The organism is Limnobaculum xujianqingii, from assembly GCF_013394855.1.
Taxonomy (GTDB): domain Bacteria; phylum Pseudomonadota; class Gammaproteobacteria; order Enterobacterales; family Enterobacteriaceae; genus Limnobaculum; species Limnobaculum xujianqingii.
In genome coordinates, this window is record NZ_JABMLK010000001.1 from 2,630,131 (window position 1) to 2,649,970 (window position 19,840).

20 protein-coding genes and 1 tRNA gene are annotated in these 19,840 nt (G+C 45.3%); 11 read left to right on the forward strand and 10 right to left on the reverse strand.

Going from position 1 to position 19,840, the window contains the following annotated elements; translation table 11 throughout:
• A complete protein-coding gene (bcsQ, locus tag GOL65_RS11925) occupies positions 1-741 on the reverse strand; it encodes a cellulose biosynthesis protein BcsQ (protein ID WP_140918965.1) in 741 nt (246 codons plus the stop codon).
• A complete protein-coding gene (gene bcsR, locus GOL65_RS11930) occupies positions 738-992 on the reverse strand; it encodes a cellulose biosynthesis protein BcsR (protein ID WP_140918966.1) in 255 nt (84 codons plus the stop codon). Before bcsR ends, bcsQ begins: the two co-directional genes overlap by 4 nt.
• Positions 993-1,382: 390 nt before the next feature.
• Between bcsR and bcsG the strand changes: the two genes are divergently transcribed.
• Positions 1,383-3,050: a cellulose biosynthesis protein BcsG gene (bcsG, locus tag GOL65_RS11935; RefSeq protein WP_140918967.1), complete on the forward strand. Its 1,668-nt coding sequence runs from the start codon at positions 1,383-1,385 to the stop codon at positions 3,048-3,050.
• Between the two features lie 67 nt (positions 3,051-3,117).
• Here bcsG and GOL65_RS11940 read toward each other — a convergent pair.
• Positions 3,118-3,194 (reverse strand) — tRNA-Pro (locus GOL65_RS11940).
• 251 nt (positions 3,195-3,445) lie between these two features.
• Here GOL65_RS11940 and fpr point away from each other — a divergent pair.
• The 3 genes from fpr to tpiA all read left to right on the forward strand — a co-directional run bounded on the left by fpr (position 3,446) and on the right by tpiA (position 5,951).
• Positions 3,446-4,192 carry a ferredoxin--NADP(+) reductase gene (gene fpr, locus GOL65_RS11945; protein ID WP_140918968.1) on the forward strand — a complete coding sequence of 249 codons (747 nt, stop codon included), beginning with the start codon at positions 3,446-3,448 and terminating at the stop codon, positions 4,190-4,192.
• A 141-nt stretch (positions 4,193-4,333) separates the two neighbouring features.
• Positions 4,334-5,011 (forward strand): DUF1454 family protein, encoded by a 678-nt coding sequence (locus GOL65_RS11950; protein ID WP_228723094.1) that lies wholly within the window; start codon positions 4,334-4,336, stop codon positions 5,009-5,011.
• 172 nt (positions 5,012-5,183) lie between these two features.
• Positions 5,184-5,951, forward strand: a complete 768-nt coding sequence (gene tpiA / locus GOL65_RS11955; protein ID WP_130593280.1) for a triose-phosphate isomerase — start codon at positions 5,184-5,186, stop codon at positions 5,949-5,951.
• A gap of 70 nt (positions 5,952-6,021) precedes the next feature.
• On the opposite strand, the gene pfkA is transcribed toward tpiA, so the two are convergent.
• The 3 genes from pfkA to cpxP form a co-directional block, all read right to left on the reverse strand.
• Positions 6,022-6,984 carry a 6-phosphofructokinase gene (pfkA, locus tag GOL65_RS11960; RefSeq protein ID WP_140918969.1) on the reverse strand — a complete coding sequence of 321 codons (963 nt, stop codon included), beginning with the start codon at positions 6,982-6,984 and terminating at the stop codon, positions 6,022-6,024.
• 342 nt (positions 6,985-7,326) lie between these two features.
• Positions 7,327-8,205, reverse strand: coding sequence for a CDF family cation-efflux transporter FieF (gene fieF, locus GOL65_RS11965; protein WP_140918970.1), 879 nt, complete (start codon positions 8,203-8,205; stop codon positions 7,327-7,329).
• Positions 8,206-8,371: 166 nt separating this feature from the next.
• Positions 8,372-8,917: a cell-envelope stress modulator CpxP gene (cpxP, locus tag GOL65_RS11970; RefSeq protein WP_140918971.1), complete on the reverse strand. Its 546-nt coding sequence runs from the start codon at positions 8,915-8,917 to the stop codon at positions 8,372-8,374.
• A gap of 146 nt (positions 8,918-9,063) precedes the next feature.
• Here cpxP and cpxR point away from each other — a divergent pair, with 146 nt between their 5' ends.
• Genes cpxR through trmL form a run of 3 tightly spaced genes read left to right on the forward strand, consistent with a single transcriptional unit; the run spans position 9,064 to position 11,665 of the window.
• Positions 9,064-9,762 (forward strand): envelope stress response regulator transcription factor CpxR, encoded by a 699-nt coding sequence (cpxR, locus tag GOL65_RS11975; RefSeq protein WP_130593284.1) that lies wholly within the window; start codon positions 9,064-9,066, stop codon positions 9,760-9,762.
• A complete protein-coding gene (gene cpxA / locus GOL65_RS11980; protein WP_140918972.1) occupies positions 9,759-11,138 on the forward strand; it encodes an envelope stress sensor histidine kinase CpxA in 1,380 nt (459 codons plus the stop codon). The genes cpxR and cpxA overlap by 4 nt, the downstream gene beginning before the upstream one ends.
• Positions 11,139-11,191: 53 nt before the next feature.
• Complete coding sequence (trmL, locus tag GOL65_RS11985; RefSeq protein WP_140918973.1) at positions 11,192-11,665, forward strand: tRNA (uridine(34)/cytosine(34)/5-carboxymethylaminomethyluridine(34)-2'-O)-methyltransferase TrmL; 474 nt, start codon at positions 11,192-11,194, stop codon at positions 11,663-11,665.
• Positions 11,666-11,727: 62 nt separating this feature from the next.
• On the opposite strand, the gene cysE is transcribed toward trmL, so the two are convergent.
• The 4 genes from cysE to GOL65_RS12005 all read right to left on the reverse strand — a co-directional run bounded on the left by cysE (position 11,728) and on the right by GOL65_RS12005 (position 14,628).
• Positions 11,728-12,546: a serine O-acetyltransferase gene (gene cysE / locus GOL65_RS11990; RefSeq protein WP_140918974.1), complete on the reverse strand. Its 819-nt coding sequence runs from the start codon at positions 12,544-12,546 to the stop codon at positions 11,728-11,730.
• Between the two features lie 58 nt (positions 12,547-12,604).
• Positions 12,605-13,618 (reverse strand): NAD(P)H-dependent glycerol-3-phosphate dehydrogenase, encoded by a 1,014-nt coding sequence (gene gpsA, locus GOL65_RS11995; RefSeq protein WP_140918975.1) that lies wholly within the window; start codon positions 13,616-13,618, stop codon positions 12,605-12,607.
• Positions 13,618-14,091 carry a protein-export chaperone SecB gene (gene secB, locus GOL65_RS12000; protein WP_130593289.1) on the reverse strand — a complete coding sequence of 158 codons (474 nt, stop codon included), beginning with the start codon at positions 14,089-14,091 and terminating at the stop codon, positions 13,618-13,620. Before secB ends, gpsA begins: the two co-directional genes overlap by 1 nt.
• A 105-nt stretch (positions 14,092-14,196) precedes the next feature.
• On the reverse strand, positions 14,197-14,628 hold the full coding sequence (locus GOL65_RS12005; protein WP_140918976.1) for a rhodanese-like domain-containing protein: 432 nt from the start codon (positions 14,626-14,628) through the stop codon (positions 14,197-14,199).
• 343 nt (positions 14,629-14,971) lie between these two features.
• On the opposite strand from GOL65_RS12005, the gene gpmM reads away from it, so the two are divergent.
• The 4 genes from gpmM to GOL65_RS12025 all read left to right on the forward strand — a co-directional run bounded on the left by gpmM (position 14,972) and on the right by GOL65_RS12025 (position 19,713).
• A complete protein-coding gene (gene gpmM, locus GOL65_RS12010; protein WP_140918977.1) occupies positions 14,972-16,516 on the forward strand; it encodes a 2,3-bisphosphoglycerate-independent phosphoglycerate mutase in 1,545 nt (514 codons plus the stop codon).
• 9 nt (positions 16,517-16,525) lie between these two features.
• A complete protein-coding gene (envC, locus tag GOL65_RS12015) occupies positions 16,526-17,860 on the forward strand; it encodes a murein hydrolase activator EnvC (RefSeq protein ID WP_179038327.1) in 1,335 nt (444 codons plus the stop codon).
• Positions 17,845-18,858: a divergent polysaccharide deacetylase family protein gene (locus GOL65_RS12020; protein ID WP_140918979.1), complete on the forward strand. Its 1,014-nt coding sequence runs from the start codon at positions 17,845-17,847 to the stop codon at positions 18,856-18,858. Before envC ends, GOL65_RS12020 begins: the two co-directional genes overlap by 16 nt.
• A 93-nt stretch (positions 18,859-18,951) precedes the next feature.
• The gene (locus GOL65_RS12025; RefSeq protein ID WP_140918980.1) at positions 18,952-19,713 is read left to right on the forward strand and encodes a glycosyltransferase family 2 protein; all 762 of its coding nucleotides are present in this window, start codon (positions 18,952-18,954) and stop codon (positions 19,711-19,713) included.
• Positions 19,714-19,840: the final 127 nt, after the last annotated feature.

The following is a 19,840-nucleotide window of genomic DNA, read 5'->3' on the forward strand; positions in this document are numbered from 1 at the left end:
TCAGGCCCCTTGTTTATCAAGGTGCTGGCACCACAATGCCAGTTGATGAATATCCTGAGCGATCAGGCTACCGGGCTGATACTCTCCTGATGTTTTCTTGACCGCCAGCGATTCAGCCATAGCCTCATCCCGGTGTAAAATCACAGGGACCAAATTTGATAAGCTCTGTTGCCAGATATGGCTGACATCTTGCTGTATTAAACTTGTTGGTAAAAAGCCATTAATCAGAAAATAACTATTCAGCGGAAATGTTTTTTGCTTCAGTAAAACGTGGTACTCCACATCCGGATTTAACAGAATCAGGTTAATATCTGCCAACGAATTGGATAATTCATTTAAAGACGAAAGCGTGGAAGAACAATCAATAATTATCCATTGATAATCATTCGATGAAAGAAAGGCTAAAAATCCAGGTAATTTATCTGGTTGATGTTCTTTTTGATTAAATAACCCTTCATCTATCAGGGAATATGTTTCTTTTTCAGCAAAACCAAAAGGCAGATAATCAATTCCGGGTGCACAGGAAATAATCGGCGGAGAAGATTGCTGTAATTTAAGCGCAGAAGCCCAGCCTTCTTTGCTATCCCAGGCATGATTAAAATGCAGGCGCAGTAAATTATTGATACTGAAATCAACCACCAGCACGGACTGCCCTGTTTGAGCAAGCGCCCAGGCCAGCGAAGCACAAACCGCAGTAGCCCCACTGCCACCGCGAATCCCCTGTATTGCCAGAATGGTCACAACCCAACCTTATCTGAGTTTGACTCAGATAATATTTCTGACAGCAACGGCCAACGCAAATAGGCTTCCTGCAGTGCGCCCTGATGAGAAAGATCCTGATATTCCAGCGAAGTGAGATGATAAGCCGTCATCACCGCAGCAATATCATTTTGATACTCTTTTGCCACCGCTTGTCCGGGCAGCCGATTTTCTATTTCTGTTTTGCGTCCTTGCCTCAGGTTCCAGTGGGTTCCTGTGACATCATCGTTCATTTTGATAACTCAGTAATGCAGGCTATGTAGTTAATTTTAGCTGATAAAAATCATTTTGCTGATGCAAGAAGCTAAAAAAACTTGGTATTACCTGATGGTTTTTCTATGAATACGCAACATGAATTTATCTGTGTTAAATTAAAAAATAAATAAACAGGTTTTCCCACAGAATTCGGTTAAAATAATAACAGAGTCATGAGTACAAAAAAATGGAATTTCTGTTTTATTCTATAGTGATAAAGAGACAGGATGTTATTTCGCACTGCTAATCCATTCGCCTGAAACCCAATTTATACCAATCGGCGGATATTATTGGATTAATCTTTGTCTGTGAAAACAGGTGAAAAAACTCTGCCAACATGATTATTGTGGATAACTTAAACAGATATTATGAATAACGAGAAAATATCCTCTCAGTCCCTCTCTCCGAATAACAACCTGTGGAAAAACTGGCAGGGGTTAAGCGACTGGAATTATTACTTTCTGATAAAATTTGCCCTGCTATGGGGTGGATATCTTAATTTTCATCCTCTGGAAAATCTGGTTTTCGTCGCTTTTTTATTGTTTCCATTACCTGCTGGCTGGCTCAGAAAAATCCGCAACTGGATTGCTATCCCGGTAGGTATTGCGCTGTTTTATTATGATACCTGGCTTCCGGGCATTCAAAGCATTATCAGCTTACGTAGTCAGGCAACTGCCCTCAGTTTTGATTATATGCTGGAGTTCGTACAGCGCTTTATTAACTGGAGCTGGGTAGGCGCTGGTTTTGCGCTGTTGGTTGGCTATTTGTTTATTTCCCAATGGGTGCGCATTACCCCTTTTGTGGTCGCTGCTTTAGTATGGTTAAACGTTATTACTATTGGTGGACCATCATTCAACTTAATGCCAGCAACGGCAACCACCAGTACACCGTCAACGAATGCCGCTTCTGCTCAACCGGGTACCACAGACAACCAGCAATCAGAAGACCTGGGACCTCCAACCTCCCAGAACCTTACCGCTTATTACGATAAATTTATTCAGTCCCAGCAGAATCTGTATACCGATTTTCCGACATCATTGCCTGCAGATGCTCAACCTTTTGATTTACTCATCATCAATATCTGCTCCCTCTCCTGGTCAGATATGCAGTCAGTTGGTCTGGCGGAGCACCCTGTCTGGAAAAAGATGAATATCATCTTTGATAATTTTAACTCAGCGACGTCATACAGCGGGCCAGCAGCAATTCGCATATCCCGGGCCAGCTGTGGTCAGCCATCCCATACCGCATTGTATAAAACAGCGGATCAGCGCTGCTATCTGTTCAACGATCTGGCGCAGTTAGGATTTAAAAATGAGCTGGTCATGGATCACTCAGGGGCTTTTGGTGATTATCTGAAAGAATTGCGTGAATATGCTGGCATTCAGGCTACTCCGCTGCCTTTTGGTAACGCTAAAGCAGAACTCACCTCTTTTGATGGCGAGCCCCTCTATCGCGACTTGAGTATGTTGACCGAATGGCTGGAAGCCAGGCAGAAAGACGACTCTCCTCGTACTGTCACATTCTATAATACCATTGAGCTTCACGACGGTAACCGTAGCCTGGCAACTAACAAGCCGGTGGAGTACAAAAAACGTCTGCAGGATTTATTTGACGATCTGGACAGTTTTTTGGATGAGCTGGATAAATCCGGGCGAAAAGTCATGGTGATGGTAGTACCAGAACACGGTGCCGCGCTGGTGGGTGACAAGATGCAAATTTCCGGCCTGCGCGATATTCCCAGCCCAAGCATTACTCATGTTCCTGTCGGTATTCGACTCGTTGGCGCAAAAGCGCCAGCACAGCAGCAGGCACTGCACATTACTTCCCCGAGCAGTTATCTGGCCATTTCCGAGCTGGTTAGCCGCACACTGGACGGCAAGCTGTTCACTCAGGACAGTATTGACTGGCAGAAACTAACCGGAAATCTACCACAAACACCAGCGATATCAGAAACCTCAGGTACGGTAGTCATGAAATATCAGGATAAGACTTATATCAGGCTGAATAACGCCGACTGGGTGCCTTATCCGCAATAAGTTAACCCGTTTAGCCACGATAAAAAGCAAACCCCCTGATGGCTTTCACCATCAGGGGGTTTTAATTTGGTCGGCGAGAGAGGATTCGAACCTCCGACCCACTGGTCCCAAACCAGTTGCGCTACCAAGCTGCGCTACTCGCCGTCGAATTGGGGCGCATGTTACTGCCGCTACCTTCTAAGGTCAACTGCTTTCCATTATCCCGCAGCCAACCGGAGATAAATGCAGCAAACCGTGGATAATTCACCCACATCAAACAGATAAGCGTGTTTTTCTTCGGTTAATTTACTCATAATTATTAACAAGAAATGATATTCTAATTAACTCTCCAGACTTCGGGTTCCAGACAATTTTCTGGTTATATAACATGCAACAATATACTGAGGGGAAAGCTCATGGCTGATTGGGTTTCAGGCACGGTAACACAGGTAGATAATTGGACAGATAGCTTATTTAGCCTGCGTATTCATGCTCCTATACGACCCTTTACGGCAGGTCAGTTTGCTAAACTTGCCCTGGACATTGGTGGAGAACGCGTTCAGCGAGCTTACTCTTATGTCAATGCCCCCAGCAGCCCGGAGCTTGAATTCTATCTGGTGACTGTGCCGGAAGGTAAACTCAGCCCTCACCTTCACCAATTGAAAGTAGGTGATTCGGTTATGGTCACACTGGATGCAGCAGGGTTCTTTGTACTGGAAGAAGTTCCTGCGGTTGATACCCTGTGGATGCTATCAACTGGTACCGCTATTGGGCCATTTCTCTCAATTCTTCAGGCGGGTGAAGATCTGGAACGTTTTAACCATATCGTTTTGGTTCATGCCGCTCGCTATAGTCCGGACCTCAGCTATCTACCTTTAATGCGTGAACTGGAAAAGCGCTATCAGGGAAAACTACGTATTCAAACCGTAGTCAGCCGGGAGAAAAGTACCGACTCTCTGTTTGGCCGTATTCCGGCACTGATTGAAAGTGGTGAACTGGAATCTGCTGTCGGGCTAACCATTAGCCCGGAACAAAGCCACGTCATGCTTTGCGGTAATCCGGAGATGACAAAAGACACCCAGCAACTGTTAAAACAACAACGCAATATGGCCAAACATCTACGCAGAAAACCAGGCCATATTACCAGTGAACAGTATTGGTAAATTCAGTAAAAGAGCGAATATTGATTGAATCGCGCTGTCTGATAAATCACAGACAACGCAATAAATTTTGAGACATGCTTTTGACAAGCCTGGCGCAACAGGTTTTAATCAGACATTATCTCTTATAGATTAGTGATATATATGAATGACACGCAACCAGAACACTCAACATTAATGAAAGCTGGAATTTCCGGCACACTCTTTTTGGCGCTGATGTTAGGTTCCGTGTCATTTGCAGCTCAGGAGAATCCGCCTCCTTCATCAACTGAATCAACCACCACTGAACCCGCTATAGCGCCCTATCTGAGAGAGGATGCTCCATCATTTAGCCTGACTATCGCTCAGTTCAGAGAAAAATTTGCAACCGCCAATCCAACTCTGCCATTAGGAGAGTATAAGACCATCAAAACGCTGGAGGTTAAATCTCCTCTGCTCCGCGCCGCCAGCCGAATTAACAGCACGCTGTACTCTTCAGTTGCCATTGATAAAAGCCAACGCACAATCAAAAGTTTGCAGCTAACTTATCTGCCCCCTATTCCATCAGAAGAAAAAACAGAGAAACCAGAAGAGATTACTAAAACAGAAAAAGCAAACAAAGCTGTGCTAATCAATTATATGAGTGCTTTTATCAATCTGTTTGAACCCACATTATCAGCAGAAAAGTGCCAAAAGAAATCCATTGAATTGCTGGAAAAAGGCAAAGGAGCTTCCTTCTATCAACAAACTGAAGGAACATTGCGTTTTGTTATAGCCGATCATCGTGAAAAAGGTATAACATTCGCTATTGAACCGATTAAGCTGTCGCTATCTGACAAGTAATTCATAGAACATAAGATACGCCGCTAACAACCAATAAAAGCTAAACCCTAAGCATTAAGTCGTTCTATACTATGGAACAAATTGATATGGCACTAACACGCTATCAAATGCTTTAGATCACTAACTCACTGTAATTAAAGTTATTACCGTATAATCTGATTGGAGAAAAAACATGCGTCATCCATTAGTTATGGGAAACTGGAAACTCAACGGCAGCAGACATATGGTCAACGAACTGATCGATGGCCTGCGTAAAGAAGTCAGCAGTGTAGATGGTTGTGATATTGCGATTGCTCCGCCATTTATTTATCTGGATCAGGCAAAGCACCAGGCTTCTGGTAGCCATATTATGCTGGGCGCCCAAAACGTTGATATCAACCTTTCTGGTGCATTCACCGGCGAAACCTCAGCCAATATGTTAAAAGATATTGGTATGAAATACGTTATTATCGGTCACTCAGAACGTCGTACTTACCATAAAGAAAGTGACGAAGTGATCGCTGAGAAATTTGCCGTGGTAAAAGAAGCTGGCTTAATTCCTGTGCTGTGCATCGGTGAAACTGAAGCTGAAAACGAAGCCGGTCAAACCGAAGCCGTTTGTGCAAAACAACTGGATGCCGTATTAAAAACTATGGGTGCGCCAGCGTTTGGAAATAGCGTGATTGCTTATGAACCTGTTTGGGCAATCGGCACCGGCAAATCAGCAACCCCAGCTCAGGCACAGGCAGTTCACAAATTCATCCGTGACCATATTGCTAAACATGATGCCAAAGTTGCTGCTCAAGTAATTATCCAGTATGGCGGTTCAGTTAATGCCAGCAACGCTGCAGAATTATTCTCTCAGCCTGATATCGACGGTGCACTGGTTGGTGGCGCATCATTAAAAGCAGATGCTTTTGCGGTAATCGTTAAAGCAGCGGCAGCAGCTAAAAAAGCATAATTACTTTTTTGCTAATAAAAAACCCGGAATATCCGGGTTTTTTTGTCTTGATAAATATGCTCAGACAGGATCAGAACAGTTCTTTTGCCGTCTTCAACCAATCGCTCTTAAATGGACGTTTCATATTTTCGATAGCATCGATGATATCGTGATGAACCATCTTCTCATTCTGAATGCCCACGCAGCGACCACCATGGCCTTCCATCAGCAAATCAATCGCATAAGCGCCCATACGGGAAGCTAAAATACGATCGTAAGGCACCGGTGAACCACCACGTTGAATGTGGCCCAGCACTGTTGCACGGGTATCACGATGGGTTTTTTCCTGAATATATCGGGCCAGTTCATCGATATCACAAATGTGCTCGGTGATAGCCACGATAGCGTGTTTCTTGCCCTTACCAATACCGGCCATGATCTCTTTTACCAGCTCATCGCGATCAAACTCAATTTCAGGCAGAACGATAAATTCACAACCGCCAGCAATAGCCGCAGCCAGAGTCAAATCACCACAGTGGCGGCCCATCACTTCAACAATCGAGATACGTTGGTGGGATGAAGAGGTATCACGCAGACGGTCAATGGCTTCAACCACAGTACCCAGCGCAGTAAAGAAACCAATGGTGTAGTCGGTACCGGCCACGTCATTATCGATAGTTCCCGGTAAACCAATACATGGGAAGCCACGCTCTGTCAGCAATTTCGCCCCCATATAGGAACCATCGCCGCCAATAACCACCAGCGCGTCAATATTTCTGCGTCTTAAGTTTTCTATCGCAACTTCACGAACGGCAGGATCTCTAAATTCCGGATAACGAACAGAGCCCAGGAAAGTACCACCACGGTTAATAACATCGGATACGCTATAGCGATCTAACTGTTCCATGCGATCTTCACACAGACCCTGATAGCCATCGTAAATACCAACAACTTCCAATCCCTGAGAAAGTGCAGCACGCACGACACCACGGATTGCCGCATTCATTCCCGGTGCATCACCACCACTCGTTAAAACGCCGATTCTTTTGATCATGACCACCTCTAAACTGACAGATGTTATTTTAGATATCGTTCCACGAAATGCCATGCCTTGCATGACGATGAAACATAGTGAGCCGTCAGGCTCGTGGTTATCAATTAAATGCACCGGGCAAATTATGTAGGGTAATCCCCGGGCTTTAATCCTGTTGACTACATTTCAGACTAATGTCTGCTGACTTTAGTGTATCAGTATAGCAAACATGATTTGCTGAATTGATTCAGTTTAAGTTAAAAACGGTAATAATTAATATAGATAAAAGAATTATTTTTTTATCGTCCCGAAATAAGTTTCTGCTAATGGGTAATCTGACTCATTCGCAAGCAAAGATCATCTTCAGGATACCATCACGGAACAAGGGTCCTGATGAATAATAACCTCTGAGTTGGGAAAACGTTTTAATATATCCTGCTCTACCTCATCGGCAATTTTATGCGCGTCAATCAGCGGAAGCTCATCGGCCATTTCTACATGCAACTGAATAAAACGAGTGGGACCTGATTGACGGGTACGAAGATCGTGAGCCCCCATAATACCCGGTTTTGACAGTGCAATGTCCATAATTTCCTGCCGTTCTTCGTCAGGTAATGCTCTGTCCAGCAGGGTTTGTACCGCATCATAAGCCATCGTTAATGCACTATATAAAATGTAGCAGCCGATACCTAAAGCAAAAATCGCATCCGCATGCAGGAAGCCATAGAGGCTCAAACCTAGTGCCGCCAGAATAGCTCCGTTCATAAAGATATCTGACTGATAATGTAACATATCCGCACGGATAGCCTGACTCTGGGTTTTTCTTACCACCCAACGCTGAAAGGTAACCAGACCAATAGTGCTGATAAGAGAAATGACGGTAACAATAATACCGATACCAGCAGATTTAATTGGCTGAGGATTGACCAGATGTTGGAAACCGGTCAAAAACAGGAAAATAGCCGAGCCGCTGATAAACATACTTTGGGCTAATGCTGCTAACGATTCCGCTTTACCATGACCAAATGTGTGCTGGTGGTCTGCAGGCTGTAAAGCATAACGTACAACCAGTAAGTTAGTGACAGAAGCGGCAATATCTACCATAGAGTCAACCAGCGCAGCCAGCAAACTGACAGACCCGGTAAGCCACCAGGCAGCAATTTTTACCAACAATAATACTGATGCCACACTTGCCGCACAGATTGCCGCTGTTTTAACTAGTCGTCCGTACTGATCGCTCACGTTCTATTGCTCCTGAATACTATCAGTCAAAGCAGTTAGTATAGCGATTTTTGGGCAAAAAAAACCCGCCGTCTATGGCGGGGAAGACATGGATGGTGTCTAAGGCAAGGAAAAACATACATCATAGGATTTACTACATACGACTACTTACAACTACATACTCTTACTACTGGGGATCCGGTTCATCATATTTGCGCATCTGGTCTAAGTGATGCTGCATCATCTCCATCCTTTCAGAATGGTTATGATTGAATATCTTTTGCTGCTCTGGCGTTAACAAGCTATAAAATTGGTGGTTAACCCGAGCTAAAGCAACCTGTCTTTCAACCTGTGCCTTAGCGATAACTTCAGCCTGTGCACGCGCTACATCTTCATTAAAACTATCGGCAATGATTAACTTATGCATTGCTTCCATGTTATCCCGATACATCTGTGGCATAACATCATGGTAATTTTGTCTTATCAGGTCTCGCATTTGCTGACGCTGTTTGGCGGTTAACTTCAACCCTTCAAACAAACCGTGCTGGCGCATAACCTCAGTCTTCATCACTTCACCGCTATTCGCGGGAGAAACCGAACTAAAACAAGCTTCTGTTTCTGTACAATTTACTGGTTCAGTTGGAGCTTCAGCGTTTTTTGTGTCTGCGGCCAACACTGTTGATGTACTCAGTGCTAACATTGATGCCATAATTAATACATTAGCTTTATGCATCACCTTCTCCGCAAACTTCACCGTATTGAACCGATGTAGAGAAGTTTACCCGAGCGGATGAAAACTAGCGTCAGTGCTTGTAAATGTGTGTAAAGTCATGGATTAGCGCCACCTATTCGAGTAATTTTGCTTCCGGAGGAAACACTATGAGTAAAATATTGCTTGTTGATGACGATCGTGAAATCACGTCATTGCTGGAAGAGTTACTGGAGCTGGAAGGGTTTGATGTTGTTGTTGCTTATGATGGCGAACAAGCAATAAACATGATGGATGACACTATTGACCTGCTTCTGCTGGACATTATGATGCCAAAGAAAAATGGCATCGATACGCTAAAAGAGCTACGCCAGAATTATCAAACCCCGGTGATAATGCTCACCGCCCGCGGTAGCGAGCTGGATAGAGTATTAGGGCTGGAATTGGGTGCAGATGATTATCTGCCTAAGCCATTTAACGATCGCGAGCTGATAGCCCGTATCCGCGCTATTCTAAGACGCTCCAACTGGAGCGAACAACAGCAAGAACCTGAAGTGAGTTCCAATACACTACAGGTGGATAAACTACGTCTGAACCCTGGGCGTCAAGAGGCCAGCTTCGATGGACAAACTCTCGATCTGACCGGTACTGAATTCACCCTGCTTTACTTATTAGCCCAACGTCTGGGTCAGGTAGTTTCCCGCGAATATTTAAGTCAGGAAGTGTTGGGGAAACGTTTAACGCCGTTCGATCGCGCTATCGATATGCATATCTCCAATCTCAGACGTAAGCTACCTGAACGCCATGATGGCTTGCCTTGGTTTAAAACACTGCGTGGTCGCGGCTATCTGATGGTTACTGCGACATGATTACCTTCAATAGCCTGACAACCCGCATTTTCGCCATATTCTGGCTCACCCTGACGTTAGTGGTCATGGTGGTGCTGATGGTTCCTAAACTTGACTCCCGCCAGTTGGCCGCTCTATTGGACAGCGAACGGCGTCAGGGAACCATGCTGGAGCAGCACGTTGAAGCTGAACTGGCCAGTACGCCTAACAGCGATTTAATGTGGTGGCGCAGGCTATTGCAGGCTATTGAAAAGTGGTCACCCCCCGGTCAGCGTATGTTGCTGGTCACCAGCGAAGGCCGAATTGTCGGCATCCTGAAACGTAACGAAATGCAGATGGTGCGAAACTTTATCGGTCAGGCTGACAATGCTGACTACCCGATGAAGAAAAAATACGGCCTGCTGGAAATGGTTGGCCCCTTTTCAGTTCGCGATAGAGAAGAGCACTATCAGCTGTATTTAATGCGCCCGGCAACCAGCCCACAGTCCGACTTTATTAACCTGTTGTTTGACCGTCCGCTGTTATTGCTCGCCGTTACTATGGTTATCAGTATACCGTTATTACTCTGGCTGGCCTGGAGTCTGGCTAAACCAGCCCGTAAGCTAAAACGAGCTGCGGATGAAGTTGCCCGAGGTAACCTTAAAGAATCCCCCGAGCTTGAATTTGGTCCATTAGAATTTCGTGCAGCGGGTGCCAGTTTCAACCAAATGGTGAGCGGACTGGACCGCATGGTGAAAGCTCAACAAAGATTGATATCTGACATCTCCCATGAGCTAAGAACACCACTGACTCGTCTACAGTTAGCAACTGCATTAATGAGACGTCGCCATGGCGAATCTAAAGAATTAGTTCGAATAGAGACAGAAGCACAACGGCTGGACCATATGATTAACCACCTGCTGGATCTGTCTCGCAATCAGTATAAAAGTGAAATAGCCAGAGAACGCCTGTTGGCAAATGAGCTTTGGGCTGACGTTCTTGATAACGCCAAATTTGAAGCTGAGCATACGGATAAAAAACTGGAAATCGCAGTTCCTCCTGGCCCATGGCCAATTTTTGGCAATCGGGCAGCGCTGGACAGCGCATTAGAAAACGTGATTCGTAATGCTTTCCGTTACTCCAATAACCACATTGTTGTTACTTTCAGTTGCAGCGAGCAAGGAGTGGAGATTCATGTGGATGACGACGGCCCGGGTGTAGCGGAAGAGGATCGAGAGCAGATTTTCCGACCATTTTACCGGACTGATGAAGCTCGGGATCGTAATTCCGGTGGTTCTGGCCTTGGCTTAGCCATTGTAGAATCGGCAATTAGCCAGCATGGCGGCTGGGCTAAAGCAGAAAAGAGCCCATTAGGTGGACTACGCCTGATAATTTGGCTACCTCTTTACGTTCGCTAGTTCTAGCGAGATTCAATATCTGCTATTCTGCGCCTCTCTGAATTGGGGGGCGCATGTTAAATATTGTTTTATTCGAACCAGAAATACCACCAAACACCGGTAACATTATCCGCCTGTGTGCAAATACCGGATTCCAGCTACATCTGATAGAGCCACTGGGTTTTACCTGGGATGACAAACGTCTGCGCCGCGCTGGTCTGGATTATCACGAGTTTACTGCGATTAAGCGCCATAAGAATTATCAGGCGTTTGTTGCTAACGAAAATCCTGAGCGACTATTTGCCCTGACCACTAAAGGAACGCCCGCCCACAGCGCGGTTTCCTATCGACCTGGCGACTACTTACTTTTTGGCCCGGAAACCCGTGGCTTACCCGCAGAAATACTGGATAGCCTGCCAAAAGAGCAAAAAATTCGTATACCTATGCAGCCAGACAGCCGCAGCATGAACCTGTCAAATGCCGTATCGGTGGTTGTGTATGAAGCATGGAGACAATTAGGTTATCAGGGAGCACTGCATCGGGAGTAGAAACTGACCGGAAAGTCCGGTCAGCTAAAATGAATGGTTTGAACGATTCTGATGCAAAAGGGTTAATCATCAACCGAGAGGTCGATATCACCCTTCAAGCCATTAAAACTTTGATCCATTTCCATTGAAGGCTTATCGCAGCCTGAACGTCCAACAATACGAGCCGGTACACCCGCTACAGTGGTATAAGGTGGCACCGCCTGTAACACCACCGAACCCGCACCAATTTTAGCACCTCTTCCCACCTCAATATTACCGAGGATTTTAGCGCCTGCGCCAATCATCACCCCTTCACGGATCTTAGGATGACGATCGCCCCCTTCTTTCCCGGTACCGCCCAGCGTAACGGATTGAAGAATAGAGACATCATTATCAACAACGGCGGTTTCACCAATCACAATACCCGTTGCGTGGTCCAACATGTTACCGTGGCCAATACGGGCCGCCGGATGAATATCGACGCCAAACACCACAGAAACCTGATTTTGCAGATAAATCGCCAACGCTTTACGGTTTTGCTGCCATAACCAATGACCTACACGATAGGACTGCAATGCATGGAAACCTTTAAGGTAGAGTAGCGGGGTTGAGTATTTATCAACGGCAGGGTCACGCTGACGCACCGCCAAAATATCACGAGCGGCAGATTCAACAATGGAATTGTCAGACTGAATTGCCGCTTCAATAATTTCCCGCACGGAAATGGCCGGCATGGTAGCACTGGCCAATTTATTGGCCAGAATATAGCTCAGGGCATTCCCCAGAAACTCATGGTTCAACAGCGTCGAATGAAAGAAACTGGCAAGAATAGGTTCACAATCAACCAGTTTTCTCGCTTCAACTTTTATCTCATTCCAGACCTGCATTGACTCTGATGACATTTTCCAGCTCCTGCTTACACCTCTGGTTCCAATAAAAAACAATGGATACTGATGGTAATTAGACTTTTATTTTCTCATCTTTGCTGGTTCGGCTGAGTAGAGTGATAGCCGCTTCCCGGGCATCTTTACCGGCATAAAGTACCTGATAAATCTGTTCAGTAATTGGCATCTCTACGCCATGGCGCTGAGCCAGTACCCACACTTCTTTGGTATTACGATAGCCTTCAACCACCTGACCAATCAGGTTCTGAGCTTCTTCCACATTTTTTCCTTCGCCCAGCATAATGCCAAAGCGACGGTTACGGGATTGGTTGTCCGTACAGGTCAACACCAGATCCCCTAATCCCGCCATGCCCATAAAGGTGGCAGGTTCTGCTCCCAAGGCGGCACCTAAACGACTCATTTCTGCCAGGCCCCGGGTTATTAGTGCTGTTCTGGCATTAGCACCAAAACCAATACCATCTGACATACCGGCTCCGATAGCAATAACGTTTTTAACCGCACCGCCTAACTGAACGCCAATAAAGTCAGGATTACTGTAAACCCTAAAGCTCTTTCCACAATGCAATAATTTTTGCAGATCGTCAGTGAACAGAGGATCGGATGAAGCTACCGCAATCGCCGTTGGTAAACCGGCGGCAAGCTCTTTAGCAAATGTTGGCCCGGAGATAACCGCCAGTGGGATCTCATCCCCTAATGCTTCTCTGGCCACTTCAGCCAGTAAACGACCGGTTTCGGCTTCCAGCCCTTTGGTTGCCCAAACAATACGAGCATTTGCTTGTAAAAACGGCTTTATCTGGCGAAGAACATCGCCAAAAACATGGCTGGGCACAACCACCAGAATATCCCGGCTGGCACTAATAGCCTGCTGGAGATCGGCCTGCAACTGTAACGTATCCGGGAATGGAACATCCGGAAGAAACGCCTGATTCTTTCTATCCTGCTGCAGTTGCGCAATATGTTGAGGGTCATGACCCCACAACACCACCGAGTGGCCATTACGCGCCAGCGTAATGGCTAAAGCGGTGCCGTACGAGCCGGCACCGATAACAGTCATATCGACCTGATTCATTACGCGTCCTGATGCGGCGCAGCGCCTTGCTCAGCTTCGGCTTGCTGCTGCAGATAGTTCATGAACAGCGCATCAAAGTTTACTGGCGCCAAATTCAATTGAGGGAAACTACCACGAGAAACCAGTGCAGAAACACATTCGCGAGCATAAGGAAACAGAATGTTTGGACAGTATGCACCCAGACAGTGAGCCATCTGAGAATCATCCAGACCAGTAATGCTAAAGATACCCGCCTGCTGAACTTCACATAAGAATGCAGTATCTTCACCCAGCATAGCGGTTGCCGTAACGCGTAAAACAACTTCAAATACACCATCGCCCAGTTGGCTGGAAGCCGTATCTAAATCCAGTTTAACCTGAGGATCCCACTCCTGTTGAAAAATCAGTGGTGCTGCAGGTGCTTCAAAAGAGACGTCTTTGGTATAAATGCGTTGAATTTGAAACGCCATTTCTGGGTTGCTTTGCTCTGACATAAAAAATTACCTTTAAGTTAAATGTCCTTCTCATGCTGAAATAAAGCAATAATCGGGAATTTTGAGATAAACAGTAAAGTGGGGCTCATCCCTTTTTACCGACTATTACTTACCGCGAACCAATGGCAGGTTTTCACCGCTCCAGCCAGACAATCCGTTTTTCAGAGTGAATACCTGTGTGAAGCCCTCTTTAACCAAAGCTTCTGCCGGTTCTTTCGAACTGGTGCCATTGGCACAAAGTACAATCACCGGACGCTCTTTGTGTTTGTCCAAAACGGCAAGGGTGCCATTTTTAATGTCTGTTGGCGTTAAGTTGATAGCACCAACAATGTGTCCTTTACGGAACTCATCAATAGTGCGGGTATCAACAACAACTGCATCTTCTGAATTGATCAGCCGGGTTAAATCCGAATTGCTGATATCTTTAACTTTAGATGTTGCTGTTTTTAGCGTCATAAAAATGACAGCGACCAGTAACCCAACCCAGGCAATACTTAATACCGGATGGTTACTAACAAATTGCATAACTTGTTCCATGGAGGATAACAACTCCCGCTGTTTGGGATTAAATAATCAAGGTTATGGAGTATACCTTTGCACTGCATCAAATACAGCCAAAATACGGACTGCAATGCAGAAAATACGGCATATCTCTAAAAATTTTATCAAGAGTATGCAGCGAAACATATTGAAAAAGAGTAAAAACAGGTATCAAAGTCTGATTTATACGCTTATTTTTTCTGACTGTAGTAAAATTCTCCACCAAATGACGATGCCGGTTGTACCTATCGTTACCTCTAAGTTCTCAATGTGGTATAAAAAGCACATTGGATATGAAATGAATACCGCAAATTTCAATGTTATTTACGAGGTTATTTGAATGTCGAGCACAAAAAAACCCATGGTTCTGGTGATTCTTGATGGTTATGGCTATCGGGAAGAGCAACAGGATAACGCTATTATTAATGCTAAAAAGCCAGTAATGGACAGCCTGTGGAAGAACTACCCACATACGCTGATCGCCGCTTCTGGTCTGGATGTAGGTTTACCTGATGGTCAAATGGGTAACTCAGAAGTTGGTCACGTGAATCTGGGTGCAGGACGCATTGTTTATCAGGATCTTACTCGTCTGGACAAAGAGATTAAAGAAGGTGATTTCTTTACTAATCAGGTATTAACTTCCGCCGTTGATAAAGCCGTTGCAGCCAATAAAGCCGTGCACATTATGGGATTGATGTCCCCTGGTGGCGTTCACAGTCATGAAGACCATATTCTGGCCATGATTGAGTTAGCAGCAAAGCGTGGCGCAAAAGCCGTTTATCTGCATGCATTCCTGGATGGTCGTGACACCCCGCCCCGTAGTGCGCAATCAACACTGAAACGATTCACCCACGAGTTTGAGAAACTGGGCTGTGGTCGTATCGCTTCTATCGTAGGCCGTTACTATGCAATGGACCGCGATAACCGCTGGGATCGTGTACAGTTAGCCTATGACCTGATGACTGATGCCAAAGGTGAGTTCACTGCAGAAGATGCAGTTTCAGGATTACAGGCGGCATACAGCCGTGATGAAAACGATGAGTTTGTTAAACCGACGGTTATCCAAAAAGCAGGCGAACCTTCTGCCGCTATGCAGGATGGTGATGCGTTAATTTTTATGAATTTCCGCGCTGACCGTGCTCGTCAAATCACTCGTACCTTTATCAATCCTGACTTTGACGGATTTAAACGTAATAAAGTGGTCAAGTTCAGCGAGTTTGTAATGCTGACTGAATACGCAGCTGATATTAAAGCGGCATGTGCTTATCCACCAGATTCACTCACCAACACCTTTGGCGAGTGGTTGATGAAGCACGATAAAACTCAGCTACGCATCTCTGAAACCGAGAAATATGCTCACGTCACCTTTTTCTATAACGGTGGCGTAGAAGATCCATTTACCGGTGAAGACCGTATTCTGGTGAACTCTCCTAAGGTTGCGACCTACGATTTACAACCAGAAATGAGTTCCGCAGAACTGACCGAAAAGTTAGTTGCAGCTATCGAAAGCGGTAAATATGACGCCATTATTTGTAACTACCCTAACGGTGATATGGTTGGTCATACCGGTGTATACGAAGCAGCAATTAAAGCGGTAGAAACGCTGGATGCTTGTGTTGGTCAAGTGGTTGCTGCCGTTGAAAAAGTAGGTGGACAATTACTGGTTACTGCCGATCACGGTAATGCTGAGCAGATGCGCGATCCGGCAACAGGTCAAGCCCATACAGCACATACCAGCCTGCCAGTGCCATTGATTTATGTAGGGAAGTCAGCACAAGTGGTCGAAGGTGGTAAGCTGTCCGATCTGGCACCAACCATGCTCAGCCTGATGGGAATGGAAATTCCACAAGAGATGACTGGTAAGCCGCTGTTCATCGTGAAATAATCGCCTTCCATGAAGGAAGCGATTTTTTTTCACTATTCACAAGCTATCAGGGGGTCGATTGTGCGGATACCAAAACAGGACTCTGCACTCAGTGTATCGACCCACCGTTTCAGTTTGAGTGTTATTTGCGCCAGCCTACTCTGTGTTGGCGCACTTCTTTATTCTTATCCTGGCTACGCTGACGAAAATAATAAGCAACAGCTCAATTCCGTTCTGCAGGACATCGCTGAAAAAGAAAAAAACGTCAAGCTACAGCAAAAACAACGTGAAGACCTTAATGTCCAGCTTAAAGAGCAGGAGAAATCCATTGCTCAATCCAGCCTGATATTGCGAAAAACTCAGGGAGCACTGAATACCTTAGGTAGTGAAATAGGTACCCTTAACAGCAATATAAAACGGCTGCAAAAACAACAAAATACCCAGCAGGATTATCTGGCGAAACAGTTAGACGCCGCCTTTCGGCTGGGAAAAAGCTCCGAACTTCAGCTCATTCTGGAAAGTGAAGAGAGTCAACGTAGCGAAAGAATTCTCGCGTATTATGGCTACCTGAATCAGGCTCGCCAAAAAACTATTGATGAACTCAAAGAAACACAAACTGACCTGAAACAGGAAAAAACAAAATTACAAACAAAACAGGTTGAACAGAAAAGCCTGCTTGGTCAGCAAAAAGACGAACAGACAAAACTGGAATCCGCACGTCAGGCTCGTAAAAAGACCTTAAGTGAACTGGATGTTTCCATTCAGGCCGATCAGCAAAAGCTGGCTGAACTGAAGAAAAACGAATCCCGGTTAAGAGATCAAATAGCCAAAGCGGAACGGGAAGCCAAAGCTCGAGCCGCTCGTGAACAAAAAGAAGCAGAAAAACTAAGAGCACGCCAACAACAGGCTCAAAAATCAGGTTCAGTGTATAAAGCAACTGAAGAAGAGCGTTCTTTAATGGCTCGTACTGGTGGGCTCGGTCGCCCGGCAGCTCAGGCATTGTGGCCTGTCAGAGGGCAAATAAGCCATCGATTTGGTGAGGCTTTGCAAGGTGAGCTTCGCTGGAAAGGTATGGTTATTAACGCACCAGAAGGCAGTGAAGTTCGGGCCATTGCAGATGGTCGGGTATTGCTGGCTGACTGGTTGCAGGGCTATGGTCTGGTTGTGGTTGTCGAACATGGTAAAAGCGACATGAGCCTGTATGGCTATAACCAGAGTGCTCTTGTTAGCGTTGGCAGTCAGGTTAAAGCCGGTCAACCAATTGCACTGGTTGGTACCAGTGGCGGTCAGGGAGAACCTTCGCTGTACTTTGAAATTCGCCGTCAGGGACAGGCAGTTAACCCACAACCATGGCTTGGAAAATAGTAGTGACTTCATTAAAACATCTTATCCATCCTGTACTCGGCTTACTCTGCCTGAGTTTTACACTCTCAGCCGCCCCTGCCCGACTGGCGATTGTTATCGATGACTTTGGTTATCGTAAACATAACGAAGAACAGATACTAAAAATGCCGGCAGCCATTTCCGTTGCCGTATTACCCAATGCACCGTTATCTAAGGAAATGGCGCAAAAAGCCTATCAATCAGGGCATGAAATCCTCATCCATATGCCAATGGCCCCAATAAGTAAACAGCCTCTGGAGCGGGACACACTACGTCCAGGCATGAGTGTAGAGGAAATACGGCGTATTGTTGCTCAGGCAATACGCAACGTTCCCCATGCAAAAGGCATGAATAACCATATGGGTAGCGCTATGACTTCTGATTTAGGTGCTATGCAACTGGTAATGAAAACCCTTAGCCACTATCAACTCTATTTTCTCGATAGTGTGACCATTGGCAGCACCAAATCAACACAGGCAGCAGAAGGCACTTCTGTTCAGGTAGTCAAAAGAAAAGTCTTTCTGGATGATGACCAAAGCGAAGCGGCAGTAAGAAAGCAATTTAATCTGGCAGTAAAAATGGCACAAAAGAATGGATCGGCTATCGCTATTGGCCACCCTCATCCTTCTACCATTAGCGTATTGCAGCAGATGCTCCCACAGCTGCCGCCAGACGTGGTATTAGTACCTGTCAGCCACTTGTTACCATCTGCGCCACATCGAACTTATCCATCTCATGAACCTAAACCGGTTGAAGTGAAGACACCGGAAAAACCAGTGGCGCTCCCTGTCAATCTGACTCATCGCTGTCCGGCACCGGAATCGATTGAAAAAATCAATCCACAAGCCACTTATAGCACTATCAAAAATATTTTTGGAACATCGCCAGCAATATGGTCAATCTACTCTTATCTAACCTATTGTAGTGTCGCGCCACAAATTGCCGCATCCTCATTACCATCGGCCCCAAATCGCCCATGAGAGAACGGTATCTAAGCGTATGAATTATCCTTAATTGAACAAAAATAGCGGCTACGTTACTATTTATTTTTTGAGTCTAATGGCGGTCAGGTTATGTTTCCTTTATCAGTGTGCGTACTTACATTTAATTCCGCACGATTACTAAAAGATGTACTTTTGCCCCTGAAAGAAATCGCCGATGAGTTAATTATTGTAGATTCAGGAAGCAGTGATGAAACTCTGGATATCTGTCAGCAGTTTGGTGTAACGCCTGTTTATCGAGCCTATACCACACATGGTGAGCAGATGAACTATGCAATCTCATTAGTAAGCAATCAATGGGTGCTTTGCATGGACAGCGATGAAATCATCGACCAGAAAACTGTTGAAGAGATAAAGAAAATTAAGAACGGTAGTATGCCAGCGCCCGATATGGCGTTTCGTATCTCTCGTCACTGGTTTGTTTTAGGCAAAGAAGTCCACAATATTTATCCTGTCACCTCACCAGATTATCCGGTTAGATTATTTAATCGTGAATATGTAGGTTTTAACAGCCGCCCGGTTGATGATGCAGCTGAAGGTTACAAAAATACCGCTGTGATCGCCGGATTTGTTAAGCACGATACCTTTTTCTCTATTCATGAAGTGTTTAATAAATTGAATGGATATACCACCCGACTGGTTAAATATAAGCGGGTTAAGCCCTCTCTGGCCAGGGGACTGTTTAGCGCTTTTGGCTCTTTCTGGAAATGGTATATTTTCAAAAATGGTTGGAAAGATGGCAAAGTTGGCGTTGTTACCGGAACTTATGCTGTCGCTTATAGCTTTATGAAATACCTGAAAGCCTGGTATCAACACGATGATAAGAAGCATTAATTATCTGCAATGGAACTGAGGATAATATCCAGTGTCTACCAGCCAGATAGCCATATTGATACATTCGGCATAAAATAACGCTGGGCGTTGTTTAACACAAACAGCATCCTAATAAATTTACCTTGGA

What these genes read in the sequence shown, in the direction of transcription:
- gpmM (WP_140918977.1), top strand. Translation starts at nt 14,972, where the DNA reads ATGTCGAGCACAAAAAAACCCATGGTTCTGGTGATTCTTGATGGTTAT.
- fpr (WP_140918968.1), top strand. Translation starts at nt 3,446, where the DNA reads ATGGCTGATTGGGTTTCAGGCACGGTAACACAGGTAGATAATTGGACA.
- GOL65_RS12005 (WP_140918976.1), bottom strand. Translation starts at nt 14,628, where the DNA reads ATGGAACAAGTTATGCAATTTGTTAGTAACCATCCGGTATTAAGTATT.
- GOL65_RS12025 (WP_140918980.1), top strand. Translation starts at nt 18,952, where the DNA reads ATGTTTCCTTTATCAGTGTGCGTACTTACATTTAATTCCGCACGATTA.
- gpsA (WP_140918975.1), bottom strand. Translation starts at nt 13,618, where the DNA reads ATGAATCAGGTCGATATGACTGTTATCGGTGCCGGCTCGTACGGCACC.
- cpxA (WP_140918972.1), top strand. Translation starts at nt 9,759, where the DNA reads ATGATTACCTTCAATAGCCTGACAACCCGCATTTTCGCCATATTCTGG.
- bcsG (WP_140918967.1), top strand. Translation starts at nt 1,383, where the DNA reads ATGAATAACGAGAAAATATCCTCTCAGTCCCTCTCTCCGAATAACAAC.
- trmL (WP_140918973.1), top strand. Translation starts at nt 11,192, where the DNA reads ATGTTAAATATTGTTTTATTCGAACCAGAAATACCACCAAACACCGGT.
- tpiA (WP_130593280.1), top strand. Translation starts at nt 5,184, where the DNA reads ATGCGTCATCCATTAGTTATGGGAAACTGGAAACTCAACGGCAGCAGA.
- pfkA (WP_140918969.1), bottom strand. Translation starts at nt 6,984, where the DNA reads ATGATCAAAAGAATCGGCGTTTTAACGAGTGGTGGTGATGCACCGGGA.
- cysE (WP_140918974.1), bottom strand. Translation starts at nt 12,546, where the DNA reads ATGTCATCAGAGTCAATGCAGGTCTGGAATGAGATAAAAGTTGAAGCG.
- GOL65_RS11950 (WP_228723094.1), top strand. Translation starts at nt 4,334, where the DNA reads ATGAATGACACGCAACCAGAACACTCAACATTAATGAAAGCTGGAATT.
- bcsR (WP_140918966.1), bottom strand. Translation starts at nt 992, where the DNA reads ATGAACGATGATGTCACAGGAACCCACTGGAACCTGAGGCAAGGACGC.
- cpxP (WP_140918971.1), bottom strand. Translation starts at nt 8,917, where the DNA reads ATGCATAAAGCTAATGTATTAATTATGGCATCAATGTTAGCACTGAGT.
- envC (WP_179038327.1), top strand. Translation starts at nt 16,526, where the DNA reads ATGAAGGAAGCGATTTTTTTTCACTATTCACAAGCTATCAGGGGGTCG.
- secB (WP_130593289.1), bottom strand. Translation starts at nt 14,091, where the DNA reads ATGTCAGAGCAAAGCAACCCAGAAATGGCGTTTCAAATTCAACGCATT.
- GOL65_RS12020 (WP_140918979.1), top strand. Translation starts at nt 17,845, where the DNA reads ATGGCTTGGAAAATAGTAGTGACTTCATTAAAACATCTTATCCATCCT.
- cpxR (WP_130593284.1), top strand. Translation starts at nt 9,064, where the DNA reads ATGAGTAAAATATTGCTTGTTGATGACGATCGTGAAATCACGTCATTG.